At 34.9% G+C, this 24,563-nt stretch carries 11 protein-coding genes; 5 read left to right on the plus strand and 6 right to left on the minus strand.

The window, feature by feature from the left end:
• The first annotated feature begins 186 nt into the window (after positions 1–186).
• Both NLJ00_RS00865 and NLJ00_RS00870 read left to right on the plus strand, forming a co-directional pair.
• On the plus strand, positions 187–2,577 hold the full coding sequence (locus NLJ00_RS00865; RefSeq protein WP_256635932.1) for a TonB-dependent receptor: 2,391 nt from the start codon (positions 187–189) through the stop codon (positions 2,575–2,577).
• Positions 2,578–2,634: 57 nt separating this feature from the next.
• Positions 2,635–3,732, plus strand: coding sequence for a PepSY-associated TM helix domain-containing protein (locus NLJ00_RS00870; RefSeq protein WP_256635933.1), 1,098 nt, complete (start codon positions 2,635–2,637; stop codon positions 3,730–3,732).
• Positions 3,733–3,811: 79 nt separating this feature from the next.
• Here NLJ00_RS00870 and NLJ00_RS00875 read toward each other — a convergent pair whose 3' ends face one another.
• Together NLJ00_RS00875 and NLJ00_RS00880 are read right to left on the minus strand one after the other, a co-directional pair.
• The gene (locus NLJ00_RS00875) at positions 3,812–5,740 is read right to left on the minus strand and encodes a glycoside hydrolase family 97 protein (protein WP_256635934.1); all 1,929 of its coding nucleotides are present in this window, start codon (positions 5,738–5,740) and stop codon (positions 3,812–3,814) included.
• 180 nt (positions 5,741–5,920) lie between these two features.
• Positions 5,921–6,952 carry an aldose epimerase family protein gene (locus NLJ00_RS00880; RefSeq protein ID WP_256635935.1) on the minus strand — a complete coding sequence of 344 codons (1,032 nt, stop codon included), beginning with the start codon at positions 6,950–6,952 and terminating at the stop codon, positions 5,921–5,923.
• A 136-nt stretch (positions 6,953–7,088) separates the two neighbouring features.
• On the opposite strand from NLJ00_RS00880, the gene NLJ00_RS00885 reads away from it, so the two are divergent.
• From NLJ00_RS00885 to NLJ00_RS00895, 3 genes are all read left to right on the plus strand, one after another.
• On the plus strand, positions 7,089–7,997 hold the full coding sequence (locus NLJ00_RS00885; RefSeq protein ID WP_180857381.1) for an AraC family transcriptional regulator: 909 nt from the start codon (positions 7,089–7,091) through the stop codon (positions 7,995–7,997).
• A gap of 128 nt (positions 7,998–8,125) precedes the next feature.
• Complete coding sequence (locus NLJ00_RS00890) at positions 8,126–9,535, plus strand: sugar porter family MFS transporter (RefSeq protein ID WP_256635936.1); 1,410 nt, start codon at positions 8,126–8,128, stop codon at positions 9,533–9,535.
• 18 nt (positions 9,536–9,553) lie between these two features.
• Positions 9,554–12,862 (plus strand): DUF5107 domain-containing protein, encoded by a 3,309-nt coding sequence (locus NLJ00_RS00895; RefSeq protein WP_256635937.1) that lies wholly within the window; start codon positions 9,554–9,556, stop codon positions 12,860–12,862.
• 726 nt (positions 12,863–13,588) lie between these two features.
• Here NLJ00_RS00895 and NLJ00_RS00900 read toward each other — a convergent pair.
• The 4 genes from NLJ00_RS00900 to NLJ00_RS00915 all read right to left on the minus strand — a co-directional run bounded on the left by NLJ00_RS00900 (position 13,589) and on the right by NLJ00_RS00915 (position 23,830).
• A complete protein-coding gene (locus NLJ00_RS00900) occupies positions 13,589–15,928 on the minus strand; it encodes a glycoside hydrolase family 95 protein (RefSeq protein ID WP_256635938.1) in 2,340 nt (779 codons plus the stop codon).
• A 174-nt stretch (positions 15,929–16,102) separates the two neighbouring features.
• A complete protein-coding gene (locus NLJ00_RS00905; RefSeq protein WP_256635939.1) occupies positions 16,103–19,096 on the minus strand; it encodes a discoidin domain-containing protein in 2,994 nt (997 codons plus the stop codon).
• A 147-nt stretch (positions 19,097–19,243) separates the two neighbouring features.
• Positions 19,244–20,773: a RagB/SusD family nutrient uptake outer membrane protein gene (locus NLJ00_RS00910; protein ID WP_256635940.1), complete on the minus strand. Its 1,530-nt coding sequence runs from the start codon at positions 20,771–20,773 to the stop codon at positions 19,244–19,246.
• A 33-nt stretch (positions 20,774–20,806) separates the two neighbouring features.
• Entirely contained in the window at positions 20,807–23,830 is a 3,024-nt protein-coding gene (locus NLJ00_RS00915; protein ID WP_256635941.1) for a SusC/RagA family TonB-linked outer membrane protein, read from the minus strand.
• Positions 23,831–24,563: the final 733 nt, after the last annotated feature.

Genomic DNA, 24,563 nt, shown 5'->3' on the forward strand with positions numbered 1-24,563 from the left:
TAAAACCTCATTTTATAATGAGGTTTTTTCTTTTACACAATCCTGACTTTCAATTTTAAGATTCTGATTTTTTCAGCTTAAAGTCTTTAATATTATTTTAAGAAAATTTTAATCTTCTATATGATTTTATACTTCTATTTATATATTTGTAATCAGTCTAAATAAGAATAAATCACAAAATTTCACATGAAAACAACAATTAAAACACTTAAAAACAATGTTTTAACAAGAGTGTTTCTAGCGTTACTGACTATTTTTTTGTGCTCAGAAACTGCTTTTTCTCAGTCTACTTTGGGAACTATTTCAGGTAAAGCAATCCTGAAAGACGGAAATCCTTTACAAGGTGCGACGGTAAAAATTTCAGAATTAAATAAAACTACAACAACAGATTCTGATGGTACATATCTACTAAAAAACATCCCTTTTGGAACGTATTTAGTTGAAATAAAACTAAACGGTTATGAGTCTACTCCGGCTTCTGTTTTAGTCGATCAAAATAATGCAAATCCAACTCTTGATTTTGAACTTACTTATACTTCACAAAAATTAGAAGAAGTTATTGTTAGCTCTGGAGGAAACCGATTTGCAAGAAAAGAAAGTGAAGAGGTTTCTAAAATGAAACTTAAAAACATGGAAAATCCGCAGGTTTACAGCATTGTAAGTAAAGAACTTATGAAGGAACAGGTAATCACGGATTATAACAGTGCTTTTAAAAACATTCCGGGTGCGGGTATTTCTGAGGTTAGAAATCAGGGAAGATCAACTAATATTTCGAGAGGATTTGCAACACCTCAGTTAGTAAGAAACGGGGTTGGAAGTTTTACTTATAATTCAATTGATCCTTCTAACTTAGAGCGTATTGAAGTTATCAAAGGGCCATCGGCAACATTATTTGGAAGTACGATTTCTTCTTTTGGAGGTTTGTTTAACAGGGTAACAAAAAAACCTTTTGATTTCTTTAAAGGCGAAGTATCATATTCCGCAGGTGATTGGGATTTAAATCGTTTTACAGCCGATATTAATACCCCAATTAATGATGATAAAACAGCTCTTTTCAGAATTAATACAGCTTTGCATAGCGAGAGAAGTTTTCAGGATGCAGGTTTTAATAAAAGCTTTTTTATAGCACCAAGTTTTTCTTATCAGGTAAACGAAAGAATGACTTTACTTATTGATGCTGAGTTTAGTGCATCAAAAGGAGTTTCACCAACGAGATTAGCTCCTTTTGCCGGAAATGCTACTACTCCAGCTACTGCACACAGCATTGAAGAAATGGGAATTCCTTATAAACTTTCATTTGCTAACAATACAGTAAATTTCACCGCTCAGCAGTATAATATATTTGCACAGTTAAAATATCAAATTTCAGATGAATGGACGTCACAAACTATTGTTTCGCGTACAAGATCATCATCAGAAGGATATACTGTAGCCTTAACAGCTATGAGTAACGAAACATTAAGACAACAAGTTACAAATCAGGATTATCCTTATTACGGTACAGATATTCAGCAAAACTTTAATGGTGATTTCAAAATTGGGAATTTACGTAACAGAGTTGTAGCAGGTTTAGATTTCTACAGCCTACGTGCAACGCGTAATGATGCAACGGTAAATATGCCGGCTATCAATTTTAGAACACCAGGAGATGCTTATAATAACTTTACCATTGATAAAATAAAACCATTATTTGCGGGAGTTAATTATGTTAATTATGTATCTAATAACGAAAGAACATATAGTGCATATATATCTGATGTATTGAATATTACTGATCGATTAATTGTAATGGGAGGTATTAGAGCTGACCGTTATTTTAATAAAGGAACGTATTATCCGGCTACTAACACTACTACAGGTGATTACAACCAAACCGCATTTTCTCCTAGATTTGGAGTAGTTTATCAAATTGTTAAAGAGAAAATCTCTGTATTCTCTAATTACATGAACGGATTTAATAATGTCGGCGGTTCAGATTTTAACGGAGATACTTTTAAACCAAACCATGCGAATCAGTTAGAAGGAGGATTTAAATTCGACTTTGATAAAATTAGTGCTACTTTGAGTTATTATAATATTGAAGTAACTAACATGACCCGTAATGATCCGGATCATGCTAATTTTCAAATTCAGGATGGTACACAATTGAGTAAAGGTTTTGAAGCTGAACTTATTGCAAACCCTATTAAAGGTTTAAATATTGTGGCTGGTTACACTTATAATGACAGTAGACTATCGAAATCAAATCCGACTACTAACGGATTAAGACCTACAACTGCAGGTTCGCCAACAACTGCCAATCTTTGGGCAAGTTACAGATTAACTCAAGGGGCAGCATCTGGTCTTGGATTTGGTATTGGAGGAATTTACGGAAGCAAATATTTCCAGACTAATACAGCAACTTTTAAATTCCAGATTCCTGAATATACGGTGTTAGATGCTTCTGTTTTCTATGACAGACCAAAATACAGATTAGGTTTAAAAGTGGATAACTTAACAAACGAGAAATACTGGTCATACCGTTTAGCTGCTCAAAATCCAACGAGAGTTACCGGGAATATTACCTTTAAATTCTAAGATTCTCAGTTCGTTATTTCGACTGATATTATTTACATTTGGCTTTTATAATAAGTTATGACCAAAGGTTTTAAAAAGACAATAAGACAAATACATTTGTGGCTCGGTTTAGCATCGGGCCTCATTGTTTTTATAGTGAGCATTACCGGTTTTCTTTATGTTTTTGAAGAAGATATCCGTGATTTTTCACAGAAAGAATACCTGCATGTTCCGGTTCAGCAAAAATCGTTTATAGGATTAAAAACTATAATTGAAAATTATGAAAAACTGGAACCTAAACAGAAAATTACAGCTTTAAAAGTAAACAGAGAAGAACCCAATGCAGCGGTTCAGATTTCTACCAAAAAGAAAAAGACGTATTATTTTAATCCATATGACGGAAGCTTAATCAACAAGCAAAGTTCTGACTGGTTGAATATTGTTCTTGAAATACACCGTACTTTATTACTGGGAGACGTTGGCGAATTTATTCAAGGCTGGTCGGTAGTGATTTTTATCATCATGCTGATTACCGGACTTGTATTATGGTTTCCAAATCAAAAACGATTACTAAAGCAGTCGCTAAAAATAAAATGGAGCGGTTCTTTTAAAAGAGTTAATTACGATCTGCACCAGGTTTTAGGATTTTATGCTTCTATTATTTTGCTTTTAATCGCTTTTTCTGGAACATACTTTAAATTTGATACGGTTAAAAAATCGGTTAGTATAGTAACCGGAAGTAAACTTAGAAAAGGAGATGAAGTTTTATCTAAAGAAAAAATTGATTCAACTACAATTCCGGTGCGATACAATAACATTTACGAAAGTGCCAACTCAAAATATCCTGGAGCAACTTCTGTTTCATTTTCCATTAGAAAAACGGGAGAATTGAGAGTTAGAATGACGTATCCAAATGATTGGGCAAGAAACCAAAACACGCTTTTCTTTGACGGAAAAACGGGTCAAATGCTTCGCACAAAGCTTTACAAAGACAACAATGCTGCAGATGTATATGAAGCCAGTAATCATGATTTACACACAGGAGTTTTCTTTGGTCTTACAGGAAAAATAATCTGGAGTTTAGTAAGTTTGATTGGAGCTTCACTACCTATAACCGGATTTATTATTTGGTGGAAAAAAGGAAAGAAAACAAAAAATAAAAAAGTTAAAGCTTAAAAACTTTCAACCAATAGAAAATAAAAAAAGCCTTTAAACAGAAACGTTTAAAGGCTTTTTTACGTTTAATATCTTCAACTTATTTTATAAACTGAATAATAAATCCTCCTTTTGGAGCTAAATTATAATTCCATTTTGAAGTTATAGGATAATTTGAAATCTTAAATTCCATTAACGGATCTGCCCCTTCAGAAATAACCCTGAATTTAGAAAATCCCTTACCATATTTAGCCAAATCAATTGAAATTGGTGATACTGTATTAGTTCCGTTTATCCCAATAATATAAGACAGATTATCTTTTTTACGAGACAGAACAATTTCTTTTCCCGGTTCTGCAATTACATATTCTGTTTTATCCCAAGTTGCCGGCATTTCTTTGAATAAATCCTTAAGTTCAGTTGGAAGTGAATTAAAAACTTCTTCTGAATCTGCAAAATGAATAATTCCCGATGTATAAATCATTGCCATAGCCAATTCATGAACTGCTGTATTTAAACGCGTATATTTTCTAAAAGTCAAAGCAAACGGAGTATAATCTGCAGGTCCCGCAACGTTTCTTGTAAAAGGTAAAACTGTATTTTGCTGTGCCGCCATTTCAGGAAATCTTGGTTCATAAAAATAACTTTCAGTTCCTAAAATAGCTTCTGCTGTTACAAAGTTTGGCCATGTTCTATGCCAGCCTCTTGGTACAGTTGTACCGTGCAGGTTTACAAGCAAATGTTCTTTGGCTGCATCTTCAAAAACCGATTGAAGCGTACTCATAACCTCCTGTCTGTCTGAACACCAAAAATCTATTTTAACACCTTTTACGCCCATATCAGCCAATTCTTTAAATCTTTTTTTCCTTTTTTCAGGATTAAAATATTCTGCCGAATATCCCCAAACTAATGGTTGAACTCCTTTAGACAAAGCGTGATCAATAATTTTTCCTTCTTTATTCGCTTTTTCCCAACCCGCATCAAAAAGCGTGTATCTAAAACCAAATGAAGCCGAAACATCAGTAAACTTTTTATACATTTCTGGTGTAAAATCATCAGGATGCGACCACCATGACCACGCTGCTTTTCCAGGGACAATCCATGAAGTATCTTCGACTTTAGAGGCCGGAGCCAAATCCGTAATCAAAGTTGACAATAATATATCTCCCGCTTTATCGCCAATCAAAATAACTCTCCAAGGCATTGTCCACGGTAAATTTGATTCAGGATAAGCATTTGTGTCCGGTAAAGGCAAAGTGAATTTTTCGTCTTTTTCAGCAAAAGCAATTTTATACATTCCGCCATTAGAATCCGGCTGCAAGTGACAACCCGGAAATGTACCTTCCGCTCCCGATTCTGCAATTAAAACCCAATTTTTAGCATCGTTTACATTAAAAAGTGCCGGCATACACCAGCCAACCGAAACATTTCGCGCGCCGCTTATTGGATCTCCCGATTTTACATTCACATAAAAATCCTCATAACCCGGAGTATAATCTCCCGCTTTGTTATACGGCTGAAGCCAGCCTTTTGCATTTTGATCGATATGAAATCCTGTAATTTCATTTTTAACCACTCTGGTTTTCTCTTCTTTCTCAGCAAACTTATATCTAAAAGCAACGCCTTCTTCTCCCGCAATTAAATCGATTGTGATTAAAGCGCCTTGTTTGTTTTTAAACTTTATACTTTTAGTTTTAAATATATGATCGGCAACTTTATTATTGGCGACTTTAAGTTCGTATTTTTCACGCTTTTCTTCGATAGGTGATACATTCACAACCGACAAACCAGAAGTAAAATCATTATTTTCAAGATTCAAACCGAGCGGAGAATCCAGAATTATCGTTTTATCTCTGCGGGTAACTTTATACGACAACTTTCCATCTTCGGTTAAAGACAAAGTAATTTTATTTAAATTATCCTTAGACTTCAGATAAAGGTCTTTGTTTTGAGCTTTACCGCTTGTCAATACAAAAAATACTGCTGGTATCAGTAAGCTCAAAGTTCGATGAATAAACATTTTTCTCATTATATAATTTTTAAAGGTGATAGTTCAATTTTGTTATTTTAAAACAGAGATTTTTGCAGAGATTGTAAAGGTTATTCTGCCACGAATTACACAAATTTCCACTAATTAATTCGTGCTAATTCGTGAAATTCGTGGCAAAAAAAATCCATTTTAATCCCCATAATCTGTGGCATATCTATTTTAATTTTCAAGAGTCACAACATCAAAAGCATAAGTAATCGTTTCATTATAAACCTGCTCTGCTTTGAATATTGTATTAGGAAAATGTGCATGATTGGGACTATCCGGATAATATTGACATTCCAAGCAAAGTCCGTCAAAAGGTTCATAAAACTTAGAATGTTCCCCAATTTCGACGCTGTTTAAATAATCTCCCGTATACAATTGTAAGCCAGGGTAAGAAGTATACACACGCATTATTCTTCCCGATATTTCTTCGAATAATTCAGAAACCGAATCTTCATCGTCATTATTTCTATTAAAAATATAATACGTATTCAGTCCGCCATCTTTCATAACATCTCCTAATTTGAAATGGTAAAAAGAACAGTTTTCTGCAGGTATAATTCTTCCTGTCGGAATATAATCTTCTGTACTTTCTACTATTTTGTCAGCCTGAATATTGAGATAATGATTTTGTATTTTTTCGGTACAAGCCGATAAATTAAAATAAGAATGATTCGTAAAATTTATCGGGGTTGGTTCATCGGCTACAGCCAAAAATTCAATTTTCAGTTCATTTTTATCCGTCCATTTATAAATAACTTTTGTTTTTAAATTTCCGGGGAAACCGCCGTCTCCATCTTCATTTTCCAAAGTAAAAATTACAGCATCTTCTTTTATACTAAAATCAAAAACCTTGCTGTTAAATCCGGCTGAACCACTGTGGTTATTGTTCTTGCCATCATTTTTATCTAAATAATAGGTTTTATTTTCAATAGAAAATTCAGCATTATTAATTCGGTTGGCAAAACGACCAACAGTTGCGCCTATATAAGATTTATCTTTTATGTATCCTTCTAAAGTTGGAAATCCTAAAACTACATTTTCTTTTTTTCCGTTCCTGTCCGGCACTACTATGGATTTTACTATGGCTCCATAATTAAGCAGTTCAACATAATTTCCGTGAACATTTGTAAGTGTAAATTTAAAAATTTCTTTTTCTGCATACCAGCCAAAAGGCTCATATGCAATTGTAATTAAAGGATTCATATTGTTTTAAAAAAAGATTGAAAACACTAAGGCTATAATAGTGTTTCAAATGTACTTTTGATTATTCGTCTCAAAATGGACATTTTTTTTAAAAGCATGGATTAAATTACGATATTTGGAAAAGACAATCCTGAAAATGAAAAATTCATCCCAAAAAGAAAAAACAAAAGTTAAAGAAGGTTTCTTAGGACAGCGCATGATTGTGATTCCTAAAAACATTCTTTCCAACATCAAAAAGAATCCTCTTATTGCGAGTTTGTATTTTACAGATATTGGAGTTTTCCCCAATGCAAGCCATCACTCCATGAAACGAAAACACGGAAGTAAGCAATACATTTTGATTTATTGTTATAAAGGAGAAGGCATTATTAGCAAAGAAAACAAAACCATAACACTCAAAGCGAATACCTTTTATATTATACCGCCAGAAGTTGCGCATGATTATTATGCTTTAAAACAAAACCCGTGGAGTATTTTCTGGATTCATTTTACGGGACCGCAGGCACCTCATTTTTATGACAAATTCATAACGGAGTTTCCTGATTCAGCGCCGCAGCTTTCGCTTGAAGAAAGACGCATCGAACTTTTCGAAAACATACTCGATGTTATGGAAGACGGTTACAGTGCCAGTAATCTCGAATTTGCCAATCTTTCATTATGGCAATTGCTGAATGCTTTTTTATATGAGAAATTTTTCATTCAAAAAAACCGAAAATTTTCAGAGGATAATACTATTGAATCCGCAATTGACTATATGAAAAAACATCTCGATCTTTCGTTAAAAATCAATGATGTGGCTGCTTATTTTAATTATTCATCTTCACATTTTTTTACCTTATTCAAGAAGCAGACGGGCTATTCTCCTATACATTATTTCAACTATTTAAAAATGCAGAAAGCCTGCCAATATCTAAGTTTTACTACTATGAGCATAAAGGAAATTAGTTTTAATTTAGGCTTTAATGATCCGCTGTATTTCTCTCGTTTGTTCAAAAAAATAATGAGTACTTCACCTATACAATATCGTACAGAATACAAACAGTAACGCAATGGTTTTCGTATTTTAATACGCTGCATCAAAAAATCATATTATAATCCATCTATTCAAAAAAAATATCCATAAATCAAAGGTTTCTATTCCGCTAATTTTACAAAAGCTATTAAACCCTTTTTATGAAAAATTATAATTATACCTTTTTACTATCGATTAGCCTTGTTGCAGCATTGGGTGGTTTACTCTTTGGCTACGACTGGGTTGTAATAGGTGGTGCAAAACCATTTTACGAAATTTATTTTGGCATTTCAGATTCTCCGGCTCTTCAGGGCTGGGCGATGAGCAGTGCCCTTGTTGGCTGTGTAGCAGGTGCAGCTGTTGCCGGAAAACTGGCAGATACGTACGGAAGACGTCCTATGTTAATTGTTGCCGCCGTATTATTCTCCTTATGTGCCATTGGCACGGGAGCTTCAGAAACTTTTACCATATTTATTATCTGGCGAATTATTGGAGGAATCGGAATTGGGATTGCCTCTACAATATCACCTTTATATATCGCAGAAATTGCACCTCAGGAAACCCGTGGGCTTTTTGTATCGATTAACCAGCTTACCGTTGTTATAGGAATTCTGGCCGCACAAATTACCAATATGTTAATTACAGAAGTTATTCCTGCAGGTTATACGCACGCTCAAATTCTGGCTTCATGGAACGGACAAACGGGCTGGAGATGGATGTTTTGGGCAGGATTTTTTCCGGCAGTTTTATTCTTTCTTTTAATGTTTTTAATTCCCGAAAGCCCGAGATATCTGGCTAAAAAAGGGAAAAACGATACAGCAGAAGCAACGCTTACCAAAATTGGCGGATTAGCGTACGGAAAAGAAGCTATCACAAAAATCAAAGAAACTTTTACAGACGAAGCGGAGAAAACCGATTTCAAAATGCTGCTTGACAAAAAGGCTTTACCTATATTGACAATTGGTATTGTTCTGGCGGCTTTTCAGCAATGGTGCGGTATTAATATTATTTTTAATTACGCTCAGGAAATCTTTGTTTCGGCTGGTTACAGCATCAACGATTTATTTATGAATATCGTGATTACCGGAAGCATCAACTTAGTTTTTACTTTGGTTGCTATGGGAACTGTAGATAAAATTGGACGTAAAAAATTAATGCTTTTTGGTTCTGCTGCATTGGCAATAATTTATGCTTTATTGGGCTATTTCTATTATACTAATGTTACAGGTTTCCCTTTATTATTACTGGTATTATTAGCCATTGCCATTTACGCAATGTCACTTGCTCCTATTACGTGGGTTATTTTATCTGAAATTTTCCCAAACCGAATCAGAGGTGTTGCGATGTCTATTGCCACATTTGCACTTTGGATTGCTTCTGCTTTATTGGTACAAACATTTCCAATTTTTAATGAATACCTGGGCACATCAGGAACTTTCTGGGTGTACGGTATTATCTGCGCCTTAGGATTTGTTTTTGTTTTCAGAAAACTTCCTGAAACTAAAAACAAAAGTCTTGAAGAGATTGAGGAACTAATGGTTTCTGATCGTCAATCAAAGAATATTCAATAATCTAAATTTCATTACATCATGCAAAAAGTAAATGTTTGGAAGGAAAAAATAATCCTGCCAACTTATGAGGTGGGCAAACCTGAAAAAAATCCTGTATTTATTGAGAAACGAGTGTATCAGGGAAGTAACGGATCTGTATACCCGTATCCGGTTATTGAAAAAATAGCAGACGAAAAAACGAACAAAGAATATCAGGCGGTTTATCTTGAAAATGAGTTTATTAAAATAATGATTTTGCCTGAACTTGGCGGACGAGTTCATATGGCATATGATAAAACTAAAAATCGTCATTTTGTGTATTATAATCAGGTTGTAAAACCGGCATTGGTTGGACTTACTGGCCCGTGGATTTCTGGCGGAATCGAGTTTAACTGGCCGCAGCACCACAGACCAACGACTTTTGATCCTGTTGATTTTACGATAGAAGAACACGAAGACGGAAGCGCAACAGTTTGGTGCAGCGAAGTAGAACGTATGTTTAGAACCAAAGGTATGGCCGGATTCCGATTATATCCTGATAAAGCTTATTTGGAAATCAAAGCGCAGTTGTACAACAGAACATCATTTCCGCAGACATTTTTATGGTGGGCAAATCCGGCAGTTAAAGTAAATGATGATTATCAATCGGTTTTTCCACCAGATGTAAATGCTGTTTTTGATCATGGAAAACGTGATGTTTCTTCTTTCCCAATTGCAAAAGGAACGTATTATAAAGTCGATTATTCGCCGGGAACTGATATTTCCCGTTATAAAAACATTCCGGTTCCAACATCTTATATGGCGATTGCATCTAAATATAATTTTGTGGGCGGATATGAAAATGATTCTAAAGGCGGATTACTTCACGTAGCGAATCATCATGTTTCGCCGGGAAAAAAACAATGGACTTGGGGTCACGGCGATTTCGGACGTGCGTGGGATCGTAACCTTACCGATGAAGATGGCCCGTATATCGAATTAATGTGCGGAGTTTATACCGATAATCAGCCTGATTTTACATGGATTATGCCGGGCGAACAAAAGGATTTTACGCAGTATTTTATGCCGTATCGAGATTTGGGTATTGTGAAAAATGCGACCAAAAATGCGATGGTTAATTTAGAAAGCATTGATGATAAATTAGTCATTAAAGCGTATACAACGGGCGTTTATCCTAAAACTACTGTTACTTTAAAAAATAATGATGTTGTTATATTTCAAAAACAATATGATGCATCGCCATACAATTCATTCGAAGAAACAATTGATTTTAATTTTGGTTTAGAAGGTCTATCAATTGCCGTAACCGATGCCGATGATAAAGTTTTGGTAGACTGGAATTACGAAGGTCAAAACGAAGATGAAATCCCCGAAGCTGCAAAACCTGCTCTTGCTCCGGAAGATATTGTAAACAATGAACAATTGTTTCTAACGGCTCAGCATTTAGAACAATACAGACACGCTACTTACAGTCCGATTCCGTATTATGAAGAAGCCATAAAACGTGATTCTGGCGATATTCGTTCGAACAATGCAATGGGATTGTGGTTAATGCGCCGAGCAAAATTTGCAGAAGCTGAACCTTATTTTAGGGCTGCCATAAAAACACTGACACAGCGAAATCCAAATCCGTATGAAGGTGAAGCTTATTTTAATTTAGGATTATGTCTTAAATATCAAAATAAAAACGAAGATGCTTACAGTGCTTTTTATAAATCGACATGGAATGCAGCCTGGCAAAATCAGGGCTATTTTTATGTAGCACAGCTTGACGCAATAAAAGGTGATTATGATTTGGCATTAACGCATATTAAAAAAGCAATTTCTAAAAATACCGAAGATCATAAAGCATTGCATTTACAAGTGGCGTTTCTTCGAAAATTAAATCAAAAAGAAAAAGCGCTTCAGCTTGCCAATACTTATTTAGAAAACGATTCATTTAATTTTGGATTGCTTTATGAGAAATATCTTTTAAGCAATGATAAAAAAGACCTCAGCTATTTTAATTCGCTTATCCGAAACAACATTCATACGTATATCGAATATGCTTTAGATTATAATGCAGCAGGTTTTTATGAAGAAGCTTCAGAATTATTAAATGAAGGTTTGAAAGATGAAAATACATACCCAATGGCGTGGTATTTTGCAGGTTCTTTTTATGAAAAATTAAATGATTTCGGTCAAGCCGAAAAATGCTTCAAAATGGCCTCTGAGGCAAAACCAGATTATTGTTTCCCAAATCAGGTTGAAGCTGCATTGGTACTTCAAAATGTAATTGAGAAACAAACCAATGATGCTAAGGCGTTGTATTATTTAGGTAACTTTTGGTACGCTGCGAAGTTTTATGATGATGCTATTTCTTGCTGGGAACAATCTGTTGCTATAGACAATAGTTTCCCTACGGTACATCGCAATTTATCATTGGCGTATTACAACAAATTGGGCGATGAACAAAAAGCACTTTCGAGTTTAGAAAAAGCTTTTTCATTGGATTTAGAAGATTCCAGAATCCTAATGGAATTAGACCAATTGTACAAACGTTTGAATAGGGATTTGGTTTTCAGACTTGCTTTCTTAGAAAAACATTTAGAATTGGTAATTCAGCGTGATGATGTTTATTTAGAAAGAGCCGCTATTTATAATCTTTTAGGAAAACATGATAAAGCCTTAACCTTATTACAAAACCGAATTTTCCATCCGTGGGAAGGCGGCGAAGGAAAAGTGAGCGGACAATATCTTATTTCTTTAACTGAAATTGCAAAACAGCAAATCTCACAAGGGAATTATGATACAGCCATAGAGCTTTTGGAACAGGCGCAAATTTATCCTGATAATTTAGGTGAAGGAAAACTTCCGGGCGCACAGGAAAATGATATTCATTACTGGCTTGGTGTTGCTTACGAAAAGAAAAATGATTTGAAAGAAGCTCAAAACTGGTGGCAAAAAGCAACCCAAGGATTAGATGAACCAACGGCCGCTATTTTCTATAACGATCAACAGCCGGACAAAATTTTCTATCAAGGTTTAGCTTTCCTAAAATTAAATAATACTGCCGAAGCTGGTAAACGTTTTGAAAAGTTAGTTGCTTATGCTCAAAAACATGTAAACGATACTATTACGATCGATTATTTTGCAGTTTCACTTCCAGATCTTATGATTTGGGAAGATGATTTAGATAAACGAAATAAAATTCACTGTTTGTATATGCAGGGATTAGGACTTCTGGGTCTTGATAAAAAAACAGAAGCAGAACAAACTTTTGAAACAGTTCTGGATGAAGAAAAAAGCCATTCAGGCGTTACGATACATTTGTCCTTATTGAAAAATGAGGAATCAGTTTTTGTTTAAGTTAGTATTGGTCATTTAAGTTTAAGTAGTAGCCCCGACAAGTTTTAAAAACCTGTCGGGGCTTGTGGTTTTAATCCTGCAAGGTTTCCAAAACCTTGTAGGTATAAATTTTAGAGACGTAAAAAAATGAATATTATAAACCTACAAGGTTTTGGAAACCTTGCAGGAACTCCGTGAAGGCGATAAGAATGCATGCAATAATAAAATTAAAATCTGCGATAATCCATTCAACCCGCAAAACCCGTGGGCAATAATATCTAATTAACTGGTCTATCCTCTAATTTAATTCCCATTTTTTATTCGGTTTTGATCCCATACTAAATTCTAAAACTCCACCATTCTCAATATCCGATTGATGAATAAAAGCCTTAGTATATGTTTTACCATTGCTTTCAGCTTTAATTGGAGGCTAGAAGAATTAATTTAAAAAAGGCTTTAGCCAAAACTTATTTTTAATTGCCTCCTGCTTTAGCTGGAGGTTATTGAAGTTAGATTCAAATAGGGCTTTAGCCAAAATTATAGTGTTTTGGCTAAAGCCCTTTATTAATAGACTCTTTTAAACCTCCAGCTAAAGCAGGAGGCAATTAATTTAGAACTTGATTTAAATATCTTTTTATTGATATTTCTGAGTCCTGCAAGGTTTTCAAAACCTTGTAGGTTTAGTTTTTTATTTCCTTTTACAATTTAATACCTACAAGGTTTTGAAAACCTTGCAGGAATCGTGCTCTATAGTTTAGAAGATATAATCTCTTTCAACTCTCCATTTACTTTCACTTTTACTTTTGTTGGTATAGGAGATAATATTTCATATTTGGTGACTTTTCCTTTTTCCCATTTCATATTAATGGTAAAATTTCCTTCGGCTTTAAGCCCTTTTACTTCACCTTCCTTTAACCAAACATCTGGCATAGCAGGTAATAAATCTATAAATCCGGCGTGGCTTTGAATCAGCATTTCGCCAATTCCTGCGGTGGCTCCAAAATTTCCGTCAATTTGAAACGGCGGTCCTGCCGAAAGTAAGTTTGGATAAACTCCTCCTCCTGCTCCATAATTGATATTTGTAGCAAGCGTTGGTCTCAAAATTGTTTTTAATAATTTATAAGCTCTGTTTCCTTCTTTCAAACGAGACCAAAACAGCATTTTATAAGCAATTGACCAGCTTGGGCCATCATCGCCTCTAACTTCAAGAGTTTTCTTCGCCGCTTCGGCAAGTTCCGGTGTGCTTTCTGGAGTTATTAAAAAAGCAGGATATAATCCGTATAAATGAGAAATGTGACGATGCTGTGCGTCTGGTTCTTTATACGGTTTTAGCCATTCCTGAATTCTTCCGTCGGGACTAATAACTCCCGGTGGCGGTAATAATTTTAATCTTTTTTCAAGATCAGATCTTAAATCTTTATCGATTCCAAGTTTTTGAGAAGCTGTGATTACATCATTAAATAATTCACGAACAATTTGGTTATCAATTGTCGGTCCCATACAAACATGCGCATCCTGACCATTAGGCAAGAAAAAGGAATTTTCAGGAGAAACTGACGGCGAAGTTACCAGCCAGCCCGTTACCGGATCTTTTACCAGCATGCTGTTATAAAACTGAGCCGCTCCTTTTATAATTGGATAGATTTCGGCAAGATAATTTTTATCGTTTGTATACAAATAATGATTCCATAAATTGTTGCACAACCAACCCGAACCTGCTTTTGCAATTCCCCATGAAGCACTTTCGCCTGGCTCAGTAAATCCCCAGACATTGGTAATAACGTGCGCTACCCAGCCATCGGCATTGTAATAAGCTTTGGCTGTTTTTTCTCCGTAAGGAACCATTTGTTTCACCAAGTCTTTTAATGGAAGATTTAATTCGGAAAGATTTCCTGTTTCCAGTGCCCAATGATTCATCTGAACATTTACGTCAAGATGATAATCTCCGTTCCATGGCGTCTGAACCTGATGCGCCCACAATCCTTGTAAATTTGGAGGCAATAATCCTACTCTTGTGCTGCTGATACTTAAATAACGTCCATATTGGTAAAACAAAACCGGAAGTTCAGTATCTGAATCAGGTTCTTTTAAAAAGGCATCTAAACGTTCATTTGTAGGCAGTGCTTTTTTATCTGATTTTCCAAAATTTAAAGCCACACGATTGAACAATTTCTGATAGTTTTGAATGTGGATTTTCTTCTGATCCTGATATTTCTTTTGAATTGCTGCGTCTAAAATTTTATCTACAGAAGATTCAAAACTTTTATCTTTAAAATCTGTTCCTGCAGATATATAAAGCACCACTTCTGTTGCGTTTTTTATTTCAATTGAATTATTGGTATATAAAGCGCTTCCGTCTGTTGTTTTAGCTTTTACTTTTGCTTTATATTTCATTCCTTTTCCGTCAATTCCATTGTTCAGCTGACCTGCCATAACAAGAGAATTGTCGTTTTCATTTGCCGTTTTAAAATGTTCTGGTCGGTCTAACTGTACGGTAAAATTTAGCTTTCCTTTTTTACTTGAAGTCAGTTTTACAAAAAGAGCATCATCACCAAAACCTGTAAAATATTCACGCTTATAAGTAACTCCGTCAATGGTAAATTGTGTTGCTGAGGTTGCAGTTTGTATATTTAGATTTCGACTGTAATTTGTGGCTTGCGATTTGGTTTTGTAATCAAATTTCAGGGTCATGTTTCCTAAAACCTGATAACATCCAAATTGCACATTTGCGCCATCACCGCTTCCTGATCCAGGGCCTGTGCATACAAAATTCTCATTGATCAATTTCTCGGCTTCAGTATTTTTATCTACTAAAAGCAATTCTCTTATTTGAGGCAGAAATGAAAATGCTTTGTAATTGTTGGCATCTTGAGGTGATCCGCTCCAAAGGGTGATATCATTTAAAACCAATTTTTCGGTTGCAACTCCTCCGTCAGGCATAATTCCTAAACGTCCGTTTCCTAAGGGTAATGTTTCTTCCCATTGAGCGGCTGGTTTTTTATACCATAACTCCAGCGGATTATTTTGCGAATAACCTAAAATGGGTATTAGTATAAATAGTAATGCTTTTATTTTTTTGATATTCATGTTGTTTGTTTTTTTGCCACAGATTAAAAGGATTGGAATGGATTTTTTTAATCTATGGGAACTTGTATATTTTTTTCTCCGTTTCGATTAAACCTGTCAGGTTTACTATGAGAATCTTTTAGCCTTTAAATTATACCTACAAGGTTTTGGAAACCTTGCAGGATTTGAAATTGATTATTTATTATAAGGAATCGCTTTTATAACTGGTTTTTCTCCGTTTTTTAAAGCTGATTCTTCAAATTCTATGGTGACTTCTTTGCTTTCTCCTTTTAGCAAAGTAAAGTAGCTGTCACTTACAATTGCGGGTAATATTTGAGTTCCGGATTTTTCATTTACGGCTTGTATCTGGATTCCGAATGCAATTCCGGAAGGGCTTGAAATCTTTGATTTAATAACATATTTTCCATTTTGTTTTACGACTTTACTGGAAACATTCACGTTCGCTTTTGGCAATTTATTTAAATCTGTGAAATCTTTCATATTAGAGCCTCTCCAATAAAAATTCTCACTTAGTACTTTATTCTGTGCATCTTTTAGTTTTAATCGGATGAAATGCACCGGACTTAAACTGGAAGTATCAGCATTAGTTTCTGCTCCAAAAACTTTGAAATCATACAAGGAATATCCCCAGCCAGAACCACGTTTTATTCCTAACATTCGAACATAACGGCCTTTGGTTTCATCAAACGAAATATTTTGTAGTCCTTGTTTTCCATCTTTAATCGTACTTACATCTGTCCAGTTTTTTGCATCTCTACTTATTTGAATTTTATATTCTTTTCCGAATGCATTTTCCCAATTTAAAACTACACGATTGATGATATATTCGTTTTCAAGATCTACGTAAATCCATTCATCATCTGTTGATTTACTTGCCCAGCGGGTATTTGAATCGCCGTCTGTAATGTCTTTTGTGTTTCCTCCATCTGTAGAGGATGCGGTAACATTTTTTTGAAAAGCTAAATCTTTCTGATTAGAGTAAAACGGAATTACGAAACTTTCTGTCGCTGTATTTGAATAAGAATCTACAACGGCTTTCTGGTTAAACTTCGCTACAGATTTTCCATCCAAATTATAAACCGTTGCTTCGGCAGTCAAATTCTTGAAATCAGTTCCGGTCGTATTAATTACTTTAACCGAATTATTTACAGGACTCCATTGAATATGCATAGGCTCACAGGCCGATTTTACGCCCCAATAAGCTCCTGTTAAATCATAGTAATAATCGTAAGTCTGCCAAACCATACTTGGATAAGACGACTGACTCATCCAGATCATTATTCCCGAAGCGTCTTCCCACATATGGTCTAACCAACCTTCATACATGGCTTTATTGGTTTCGATATTTAATAATTGGGCTTTTCTGGTGTATTCTTCCAGATTATTTGGTTTGCCGTAACGTTCTGTTATGCTTTTATCGTAATTATCGGGAGAAGCATTAAAGGCTTTTTGTCCAAAGAAATGTTTGTCCCACATATCGTTTCTTGGCCACCAGTCTTTTTCAGGAATAAATTTTTTGAAACTTTCTATATTCGGAAAAACGGCTGTACCAATTTCTGATCTTAAACCCCAGCTTGGACCGTCTCCTGTGCCAACATAAGGTTCCGGATATTTTGTAAAATAAAACCTTGGATCTTTATTGCCCCAAAGTCCGCTGCCGCTTAAGTTTCCTGTATTAGAACATGGCTGATAATAACGGTCGTTGTTGTCAAACGTTTTGATGTTCTCGGCAATCCATCCGTTGAGTGGAGGTTGAGGTAAACCTTCATTATTTCCGCACCAAATAGCTATGCTGGCATGGTTTCGAACTCGTTTTATTTTCTCAATTACATTGCTGTTGAAAACGTGAATATCTAATGGAAGGTTCGGATTTGCATTTAGCCAAAAATCATCCCAAACCATAATTCCGTATTTATCGCAAGCCTGGTAAAATTCATCATCTGTTGTTGAACCTAACCAGTTACGAATAATATTGTAATTCATTTCCTTGTGAAGTTTGACTTTCAAATCGTATTCTTCACCTCTGCATCGAAGCATATATTCGCTCATTCCCCAGTTTCCTCCTTTAAGAAAAACGCGTTTTCCGTTAATCGAAATGTGCAAAACTCCGCCTTCTGTATCGTAGGTATATTTTTTGATTCCGAAAGTTATTTTTTGGGAATCAGAAACTACATCTCCAATTTTAAATGTGAATTGACAGGTATATAAATTAGGATCTCCGTAACCATTTGGCCACCATAATTTAGGGTTTTGAATTGAAAGTTCCGGAAATTGTTCTTTGCTTAATTTTACACTTGTAACTGCATTGGCATCAAGACTTATTTTTTTAGAAAAAGTAATATTTCCAGGCATAATTACGCCTGTTAAAACTCCTTCCTGATTTTGTGCAGATGAATTTTTAAGGTCGACTTTTACATCCAAATCTGCACGGGCATTAGTTGGCAGATTTGTATGAACCCACGGATCTGCAATTGTTATTTTATCTGTATTGCTTAAAAAAACATCATCTGTAATTCCTGAATTTAATCCCGGTACATACGGCATCCAGTCCCAGCCGGCACTTGAAATATAAGTTGGGCTTCCGTAATTGTTTAAAGGCTGTTTTGGAATACTTACTAAAATCGTCAGCACATTTTTTGCTTTACGGTGCACCAATTTTGTAACATCAAATTTACCGCGCTGCATCATTCCGCTAAGAGTGGCTAGTTTTTTTCCGTTAAGATAAATATCCCCTTCGCGATTGATTCCTTCAAAGTTGAGCCAGATAATTTCTTTGGTGAAATTTTCGGGAATACTAAATTCTGAACGATACCAAAAACTGCGGTCGTATTTCGATTTATCCACCTGATAAATATTGTCGCCAAAATTGGGATCTTTTTCTAAACCGCTTACTACATAAGAATTAAAAATCGTACCCGGAACTACTGCTTTTACCCAGTCTTTATCTGAATAATCTGCAGCAGCTATTTTAAGGCTGTCTTTTCCTAATTCTGCCTGCGGTTTTAGTTTCCAGACAATATCTGAAGAGTTCAGACTTACTTTATTCTGAGCATAAAATTGGAACGATAAGGCATTTAAAACAAATAAAGTGATATAAACCTGAATTGTATTGAATTTCATATTGTTATTTGAATGATGAAAAATTGTAACTAAAAATAAGAATGCCATTTTGGAATAAGTTTTTCTAACAGAATTCTCAGGACTGTTTTATTACCTATACCCAAAATGGCATTACAAATCAAAAACTGTGATTATTAACCAAAAAATCACATAACCAAACGATAAAAACTATTTTAAAAACTTTTCTAAATAATATTAATAACCAGGGTTTTGATCTTCCGGGTTTATATCATCATTAAGCTGAATTTCTTTTAGAGAAATTGGATATCTGTTATGAAACTCGGCTATTGTTCCGCTTTCAGCTGCCCATTTATTACGAGCTTTTACATACTGTACCAATTTTCCTGTACGAATAAGGTCCATTCTTCTCCAGCCTTCAAATGCTAATTCACGCATACGCTCATCTAAAATTCGGTCTCTGAAATCTGCCTGAGAAAGTCCAGTCCAGTTCATTCCCGCCGGAAGTGTTCCTCCAAAAGCACGAGTACGAACTTGGTTTACATATCCTTCAGCATCTGTAGTACTTCCTAATTCATTTAAACATTCTGCATAGCATAACAATACATCAGCATAACGAATGTATGGTTTGTTTTTCCCTGAATTCCAGAATGATTGTCTTCCGTCTACACGAACATCTTCGTATTTTTTTACGTGCGGATCTAATTCGTCTCCTCCAAAACCTGCCGGAATTGTTGGTGTAATTCCTCTATAAGTAAAATCGTAACGAATACTTGCATCTTTACGTTTATCACCTGGTTCCCAGATACCGCCAGCTGATTTATCTTTATAACAATATTGTGTAGGAACTAATAAATCATATCCTCCAAAATAAGCGTACTGATCTAAATTTGCGATTGCTCTCGATCCTGTCTGCCATTGAATCTGGTTGTTATCAGGCCAGGTATTGTTAAACTGAAATTCATAAAGTGACTCTGTAGAGTTAGCATGATCAGGGCTAAAAACATCTGCATAATTTGATAACAAGCTGTATTTTCCTGAAGAGATAACTTTTCCTAACCATTCTTTTGCCTGAGTGTAGTCACGCGCGCCAGAAGCTACAGGAGCGTATAAAAACACTTTACCTAATAATGCCTGAGCAAGATATTTTACTGGCAGAGCTTTATTTGATTGTGTCGCTGGCAAATTTGCTTCGGCTACTTTAAGGTCGTTGACAATGTATGTATATACATCTGGCAATGGCTGTCTTCCATATCCTAATTCCTGAGTACGTGCCTGATCCAAAATTGGAATTTCTCCCCAATATTGTGAAAGTTCAAACATTAAACTAGCTCTTATAAAACTAGCTTCTCCAAGTAATATGTTTCTACGGGCTGTATCAGCTTCTGTATTGTTGTTCAAGGCATATATTGCCTGACCAGCACTCTGTAAAACTAACCAGCGTGAATCCCATTGTTCAGCCAAAGCAGTATTTTCCTGAGAAAGAAAACCATTATAATAATCTAATCCTGCTTGTCCCGGAGTTGTCATTACCTGAAATGCTCCTTGCTGCGTTTCATCTGTTCCTAATTGAAACATTAGTCCTCCTCTGTCTTTTTGTACATTTCTCCATGAAGAATACATTCCTAAAACAAGAGGTTCAATATTATCCATTTTTGAATAAGTCTGTTCTTCAGTAAGAGCAGTATTTGGGTCCTGATCTAAGAAATCTGAACAGGAAGCAAAAAGCATTATTGATGCCATTGCCGTTAAAATTTTTACTTTCATAATTATTTTTTTAATTATTATCGAAAATTATTTTTAAAGTGAAACATTTAAACCTAAAACAAACATTCTTGAGTTAGGATAACTATCTCCTCCTTCTGGATCGTAACCTTTGTATTTTGTGATCGTAAATAAATTAGATCCGGTAACATAAAGTCTTAGATTTTGAAGATATGCTTTCTCCAAAATTGAGTTAGGAAAGTTGTATGACAACGTCAGTGCATTTAAACGTAAGAACGAAGAATTTTGAATTGCCAATGATGTCTCATAACTGTTAAATCTTCCTCCACCATAGTAAGCTCTTGGTACATCTGTATCCGTATGCTCTGGTGTCCAACGATCTAACAAATCAGTATGAGCAGCACTCATTCCGCCAGAACTCATAAAACTTTCATAAGCAGAACTAATTCTTCTTCCTCCAATAGAGTAAGCAAAAACAGCATTTAACCCAAAACCTTTGTAGCTGAAATCAGTTGCAAAACCTCCATAAAAATCCGGATCTGTGTTTCCAACTACATAACGGTCGTTATCATCAATTTTTCCGTCTTTGTTTCTATCTACAGGAACAATATCTCCCGGTTTAACTGTTCTTCCTCCAAAATTGATTTTGCTTATTTCCGTCATATCTGATGCCTGAGCAATTTTATCAAACTCAAATACATAAATAGAATTAACAGATTTACCTACGAATAAATTTCCTGTTCTTTGAATTTCAACTCCGGTATAACCTCCTGTATTGTAGATCGCTGTAGTTTCTCCGTATAACTTGGTAATTTTATTTTTGGCAGATGAAATGTTTCCTGAAACATCCCAGTTAAGATTATTATTTTTTAAGATTTTATAATTGGCACTAAATTCAACTCCTTTGTTTACCATCGTACCTACGTTGTCTATTCCAGTCGTAAACCCACTTAAACTAGTTACACTTTTTACCATTAACAGGTTGTCATTTTTGATATCAAAATAATCCACAGTCATAGAGAATCTGTTATCTGAAGTTGCAAAGTCTAAACCAAAATCAAATTGTTTTTGTCTTTCCCATTGTAAGTCAGGATTTCCTAAATAATCGCTTGGTTTATAAACAACACTTCCATTTGTATAAACTGGTCTATATTTACTTACGTAAGCGTAGTTTGGTATATTTTGGTTTCCTGCAATACCATAACTGCCTCGAAGTTTTAATAATTTAATACTTTCTACAGATTCTAAAAACTCTTTGGAAATATCCCAGCCTAAAGCTACAGATGGAAAAGTTCCCCATTTATTATTAGGCCCAAAACGAGAAGAACCATCTAAACGTGTTGTAACTGTTGCGAAGTATTTTTTATCAAACGAGTAATTTAATCTTCCTGTGTAAGACATTAATGTTGTTGTAACAAAATCTGAACCTAATGAAAAGTCTTGTTTTTGAGACGCTCCATTTAAGTACATATAAGTAAAGTCATCTGATGAAAAACCTCTTGCGTCAACTTGTGTGTAATTGTTTGAATTTTTCTGCATAGAAAAAGCTCCAAGTGCACTAAAATCGTGTTTTCCTATTGATTTATTATAAGTAATGGTGTTATCCCATTGGTAATTCAATTCACTGTATCTGTAATGATTAGCATCTCCATTTGCAGAATTTCTAATAGATTGTCCTGTATCCATTGGCTGGTACGAAAAGTTAGCCTGATCAGTAATATCAACAGAAAAAGTAGTTCTTAAGTTTAATCCGTCTGCAGGTTTAATGTTTACATAATTACTTGACATTAAACGGTTTTTAGAACTTACATTATCAATCGTTAAACTTTTAATTGGATTGTAAGCATCTGCGTTCAATACGTCTCCATATTTCAAATAAGTAGCATCTGGATCAATAGGCAATAGTGGATTAGCGCCTAATGCATTTCCGAAAGCACTTCCTTCGATATAACTTGCTTCACTGCGTGAAAAAGTAGTACTTGTACCTATTTGAAGCCATTTTTTAACGTCCTGCGTCAAATTGATTTTTCCGTTATATCTTTTGAAAGAAGACTTTTCTAAAAGTCCATCCTGATCTGCGTAGTTGAAACTCACAAAATAAGAACCTTTATCTCCTCCTCCTGAAAAGGAAAGATTGTAATTGGTCTGCATTCCTGTTCTTGCTACTTCATCTAACCAGTTGTAGCTTTTTCCTGTTCTGTAAGATTCTAATTCGTATGGGGCAAATACTGTAGATCCGTCTGATTTAATCTGGTTGATGTAAGCAGCACGATCAGCATTTGGATTTTGATCCATATATTGATTTGCAAATGCATCAACTCTAAGATCAAACAATTGCTGTCCGTTCATTAACGGAAGCGTTTTGCTAAACTCAGACATTCCAACCCAGGTATCAAAGTTTATTTTACCTTCACCTTTTGATCCTTTTTTAGTTGTAATTACCACAACTCCATTTGCTCCTCTTGCACCATAAATAGCTGTAGAAGATGCATCTTTTAAGATATCAATATTCGCAATATCATTAGGGTTTATCGATTCAAAACCGCCGTCAATGATAAGACCATCGACTACAAATATTGGATTTGTACCAAATTGGATCGAGTTGTTTCCTCTAATTTTAATACTACCGCTTGAACCCGGAGTTGTATTTTGCTGTACATAAACACCCGCTGCACGTCCTTGCAATGCCTGCACTGCGTTTGCTGTTGGTGTTTCCAGCAGTTTTTCTCCTTTTACGTTTCCTACCGCTCCGGTAAGATCTCCTCTTTTTACTGAAGCTCCTACTACTACTATCTCATTTAATTCCTGTGGACTTGGACTTAAAGAGACATTAATTTCAGATTTATTAGCAATAACCGTCTGCGGATTAAATCCTATAAACTTGAACTCTAAAGTTGAGCCGGATTTTACGTTTGACAATTTATAACTGCCATCTATGTCTGTTACTGTAGAGTTCGGTGTACCTTTTACCAGAATTGTGGCGCCTGGCAATGGTAAATTTTCATTGTCTGTAACTTTACCGGTTATGGTTTGGGAGTAAAGTGTACCGGCACACATCATAACTACTAAGAAGCATAAGTATCTTATTGCAATTCTCATAATAATTTGGTTTTTTAGTTAATAAATTAGTGAGTTAGTTTTATTCTTTTTATTGAGCATTAAAATACGAGAAAACGAATTGACTTATACTATACTATACTACAACATTACAAACATACAAATATTTTCATTACATCCAAATTTATGTTTTAAGAATTTGATATTTTTTTTGATGATTTATTTCGGCTTTAACAGAAATACCAAGCTTTAAAAAGGAAAAAGAAAATAAAGGAATAATTAATTTAAAGAAATCTCAGACAAAACTGAAGAGTGTTGTAATCTAAAACAAAGAAAACAGGTATAATTTACCTGCAAAATCAAAGAAATAATTTTGGACAATTTTCAGGTATTTTAATCCAAATACGAATAAAAAAAGACGCACTGCTGTGCGTCTATACAAAAAATTGGAATGTTTGAATTGTCAATTTTATAATTAATTATATCCACAACGTATATCCGTAGAGGCGCACAGCAGTGCGTCTACGTCAAGTATATCAAATATTGTGGTTACGTTGTGCAAGACGCACTGCTGTGCGTCTCTACGTTAAAATCTTTGCGTATTTATATCATTTTGTTTTATCGCAACGTAGACCTGACAGGTTTTTAAAACCTGTCAGGTCTCTATGAACACAAAAAAAGACGCACTGCTGTGCGTCTATACAAAAAATTGGAATGTTTGAATTGTCAATTTTATAATTAATTATATCCACAACGTATATCCGTAGAGGCGCAC

Origin of the sequence: Flavobacterium panici (assembly GCF_024499525.1) — a bacterium.
GTDB lineage: Bacteria > Bacteroidota > Bacteroidia > Flavobacteriales > Flavobacteriaceae > Flavobacterium > Flavobacterium panici.

Coding starts and splice junctions, on each gene's coding strand:
- NLJ00_RS00875 (WP_256635934.1), bottom strand. CDS start 5,740: ATGAGAAAAATGTTTATTCATCGAACTTTGAGCTTACTGATACCAGCA.
- NLJ00_RS00865 (WP_256635932.1), top strand. CDS start 187: ATGAAAACAACAATTAAAACACTTAAAAACAATGTTTTAACAAGAGTG.
- NLJ00_RS00900 (WP_256635938.1), bottom strand. CDS start 15,928: ATGAATATCAAAAAAATAAAAGCATTACTATTTATACTAATACCCATT.
- NLJ00_RS00910 (WP_256635940.1), bottom strand. CDS start 20,773: ATGAAAGTAAAAATTTTAACGGCAATGGCATCAATAATGCTTTTTGCT.
- NLJ00_RS00870 (WP_256635933.1), top strand. CDS start 2,635: ATGACCAAAGGTTTTAAAAAGACAATAAGACAAATACATTTGTGGCTC.
- NLJ00_RS00890 (WP_256635936.1), top strand. CDS start 8,126: ATGAAAAATTATAATTATACCTTTTTACTATCGATTAGCCTTGTTGCA.
- NLJ00_RS00905 (WP_256635939.1), bottom strand. CDS start 19,096: ATGGCATTCTTATTTTTAGTTACAATTTTTCATCATTCAAATAACAAT.
- NLJ00_RS00915 (WP_256635941.1), bottom strand. CDS start 23,830: ATGAGAATTGCAATAAGATACTTATGCTTCTTAGTAGTTATGATGTGT.
- NLJ00_RS00895 (WP_256635937.1), top strand. CDS start 9,554: ATGCAAAAAGTAAATGTTTGGAAGGAAAAAATAATCCTGCCAACTTAT.
- NLJ00_RS00885 (WP_180857381.1), top strand. CDS start 7,089: ATGAAAAATTCATCCCAAAAAGAAAAAACAAAAGTTAAAGAAGGTTTC.
- NLJ00_RS00880 (WP_256635935.1), bottom strand. CDS start 6,952: ATGAATCCTTTAATTACAATTGCATATGAGCCTTTTGGCTGGTATGCA.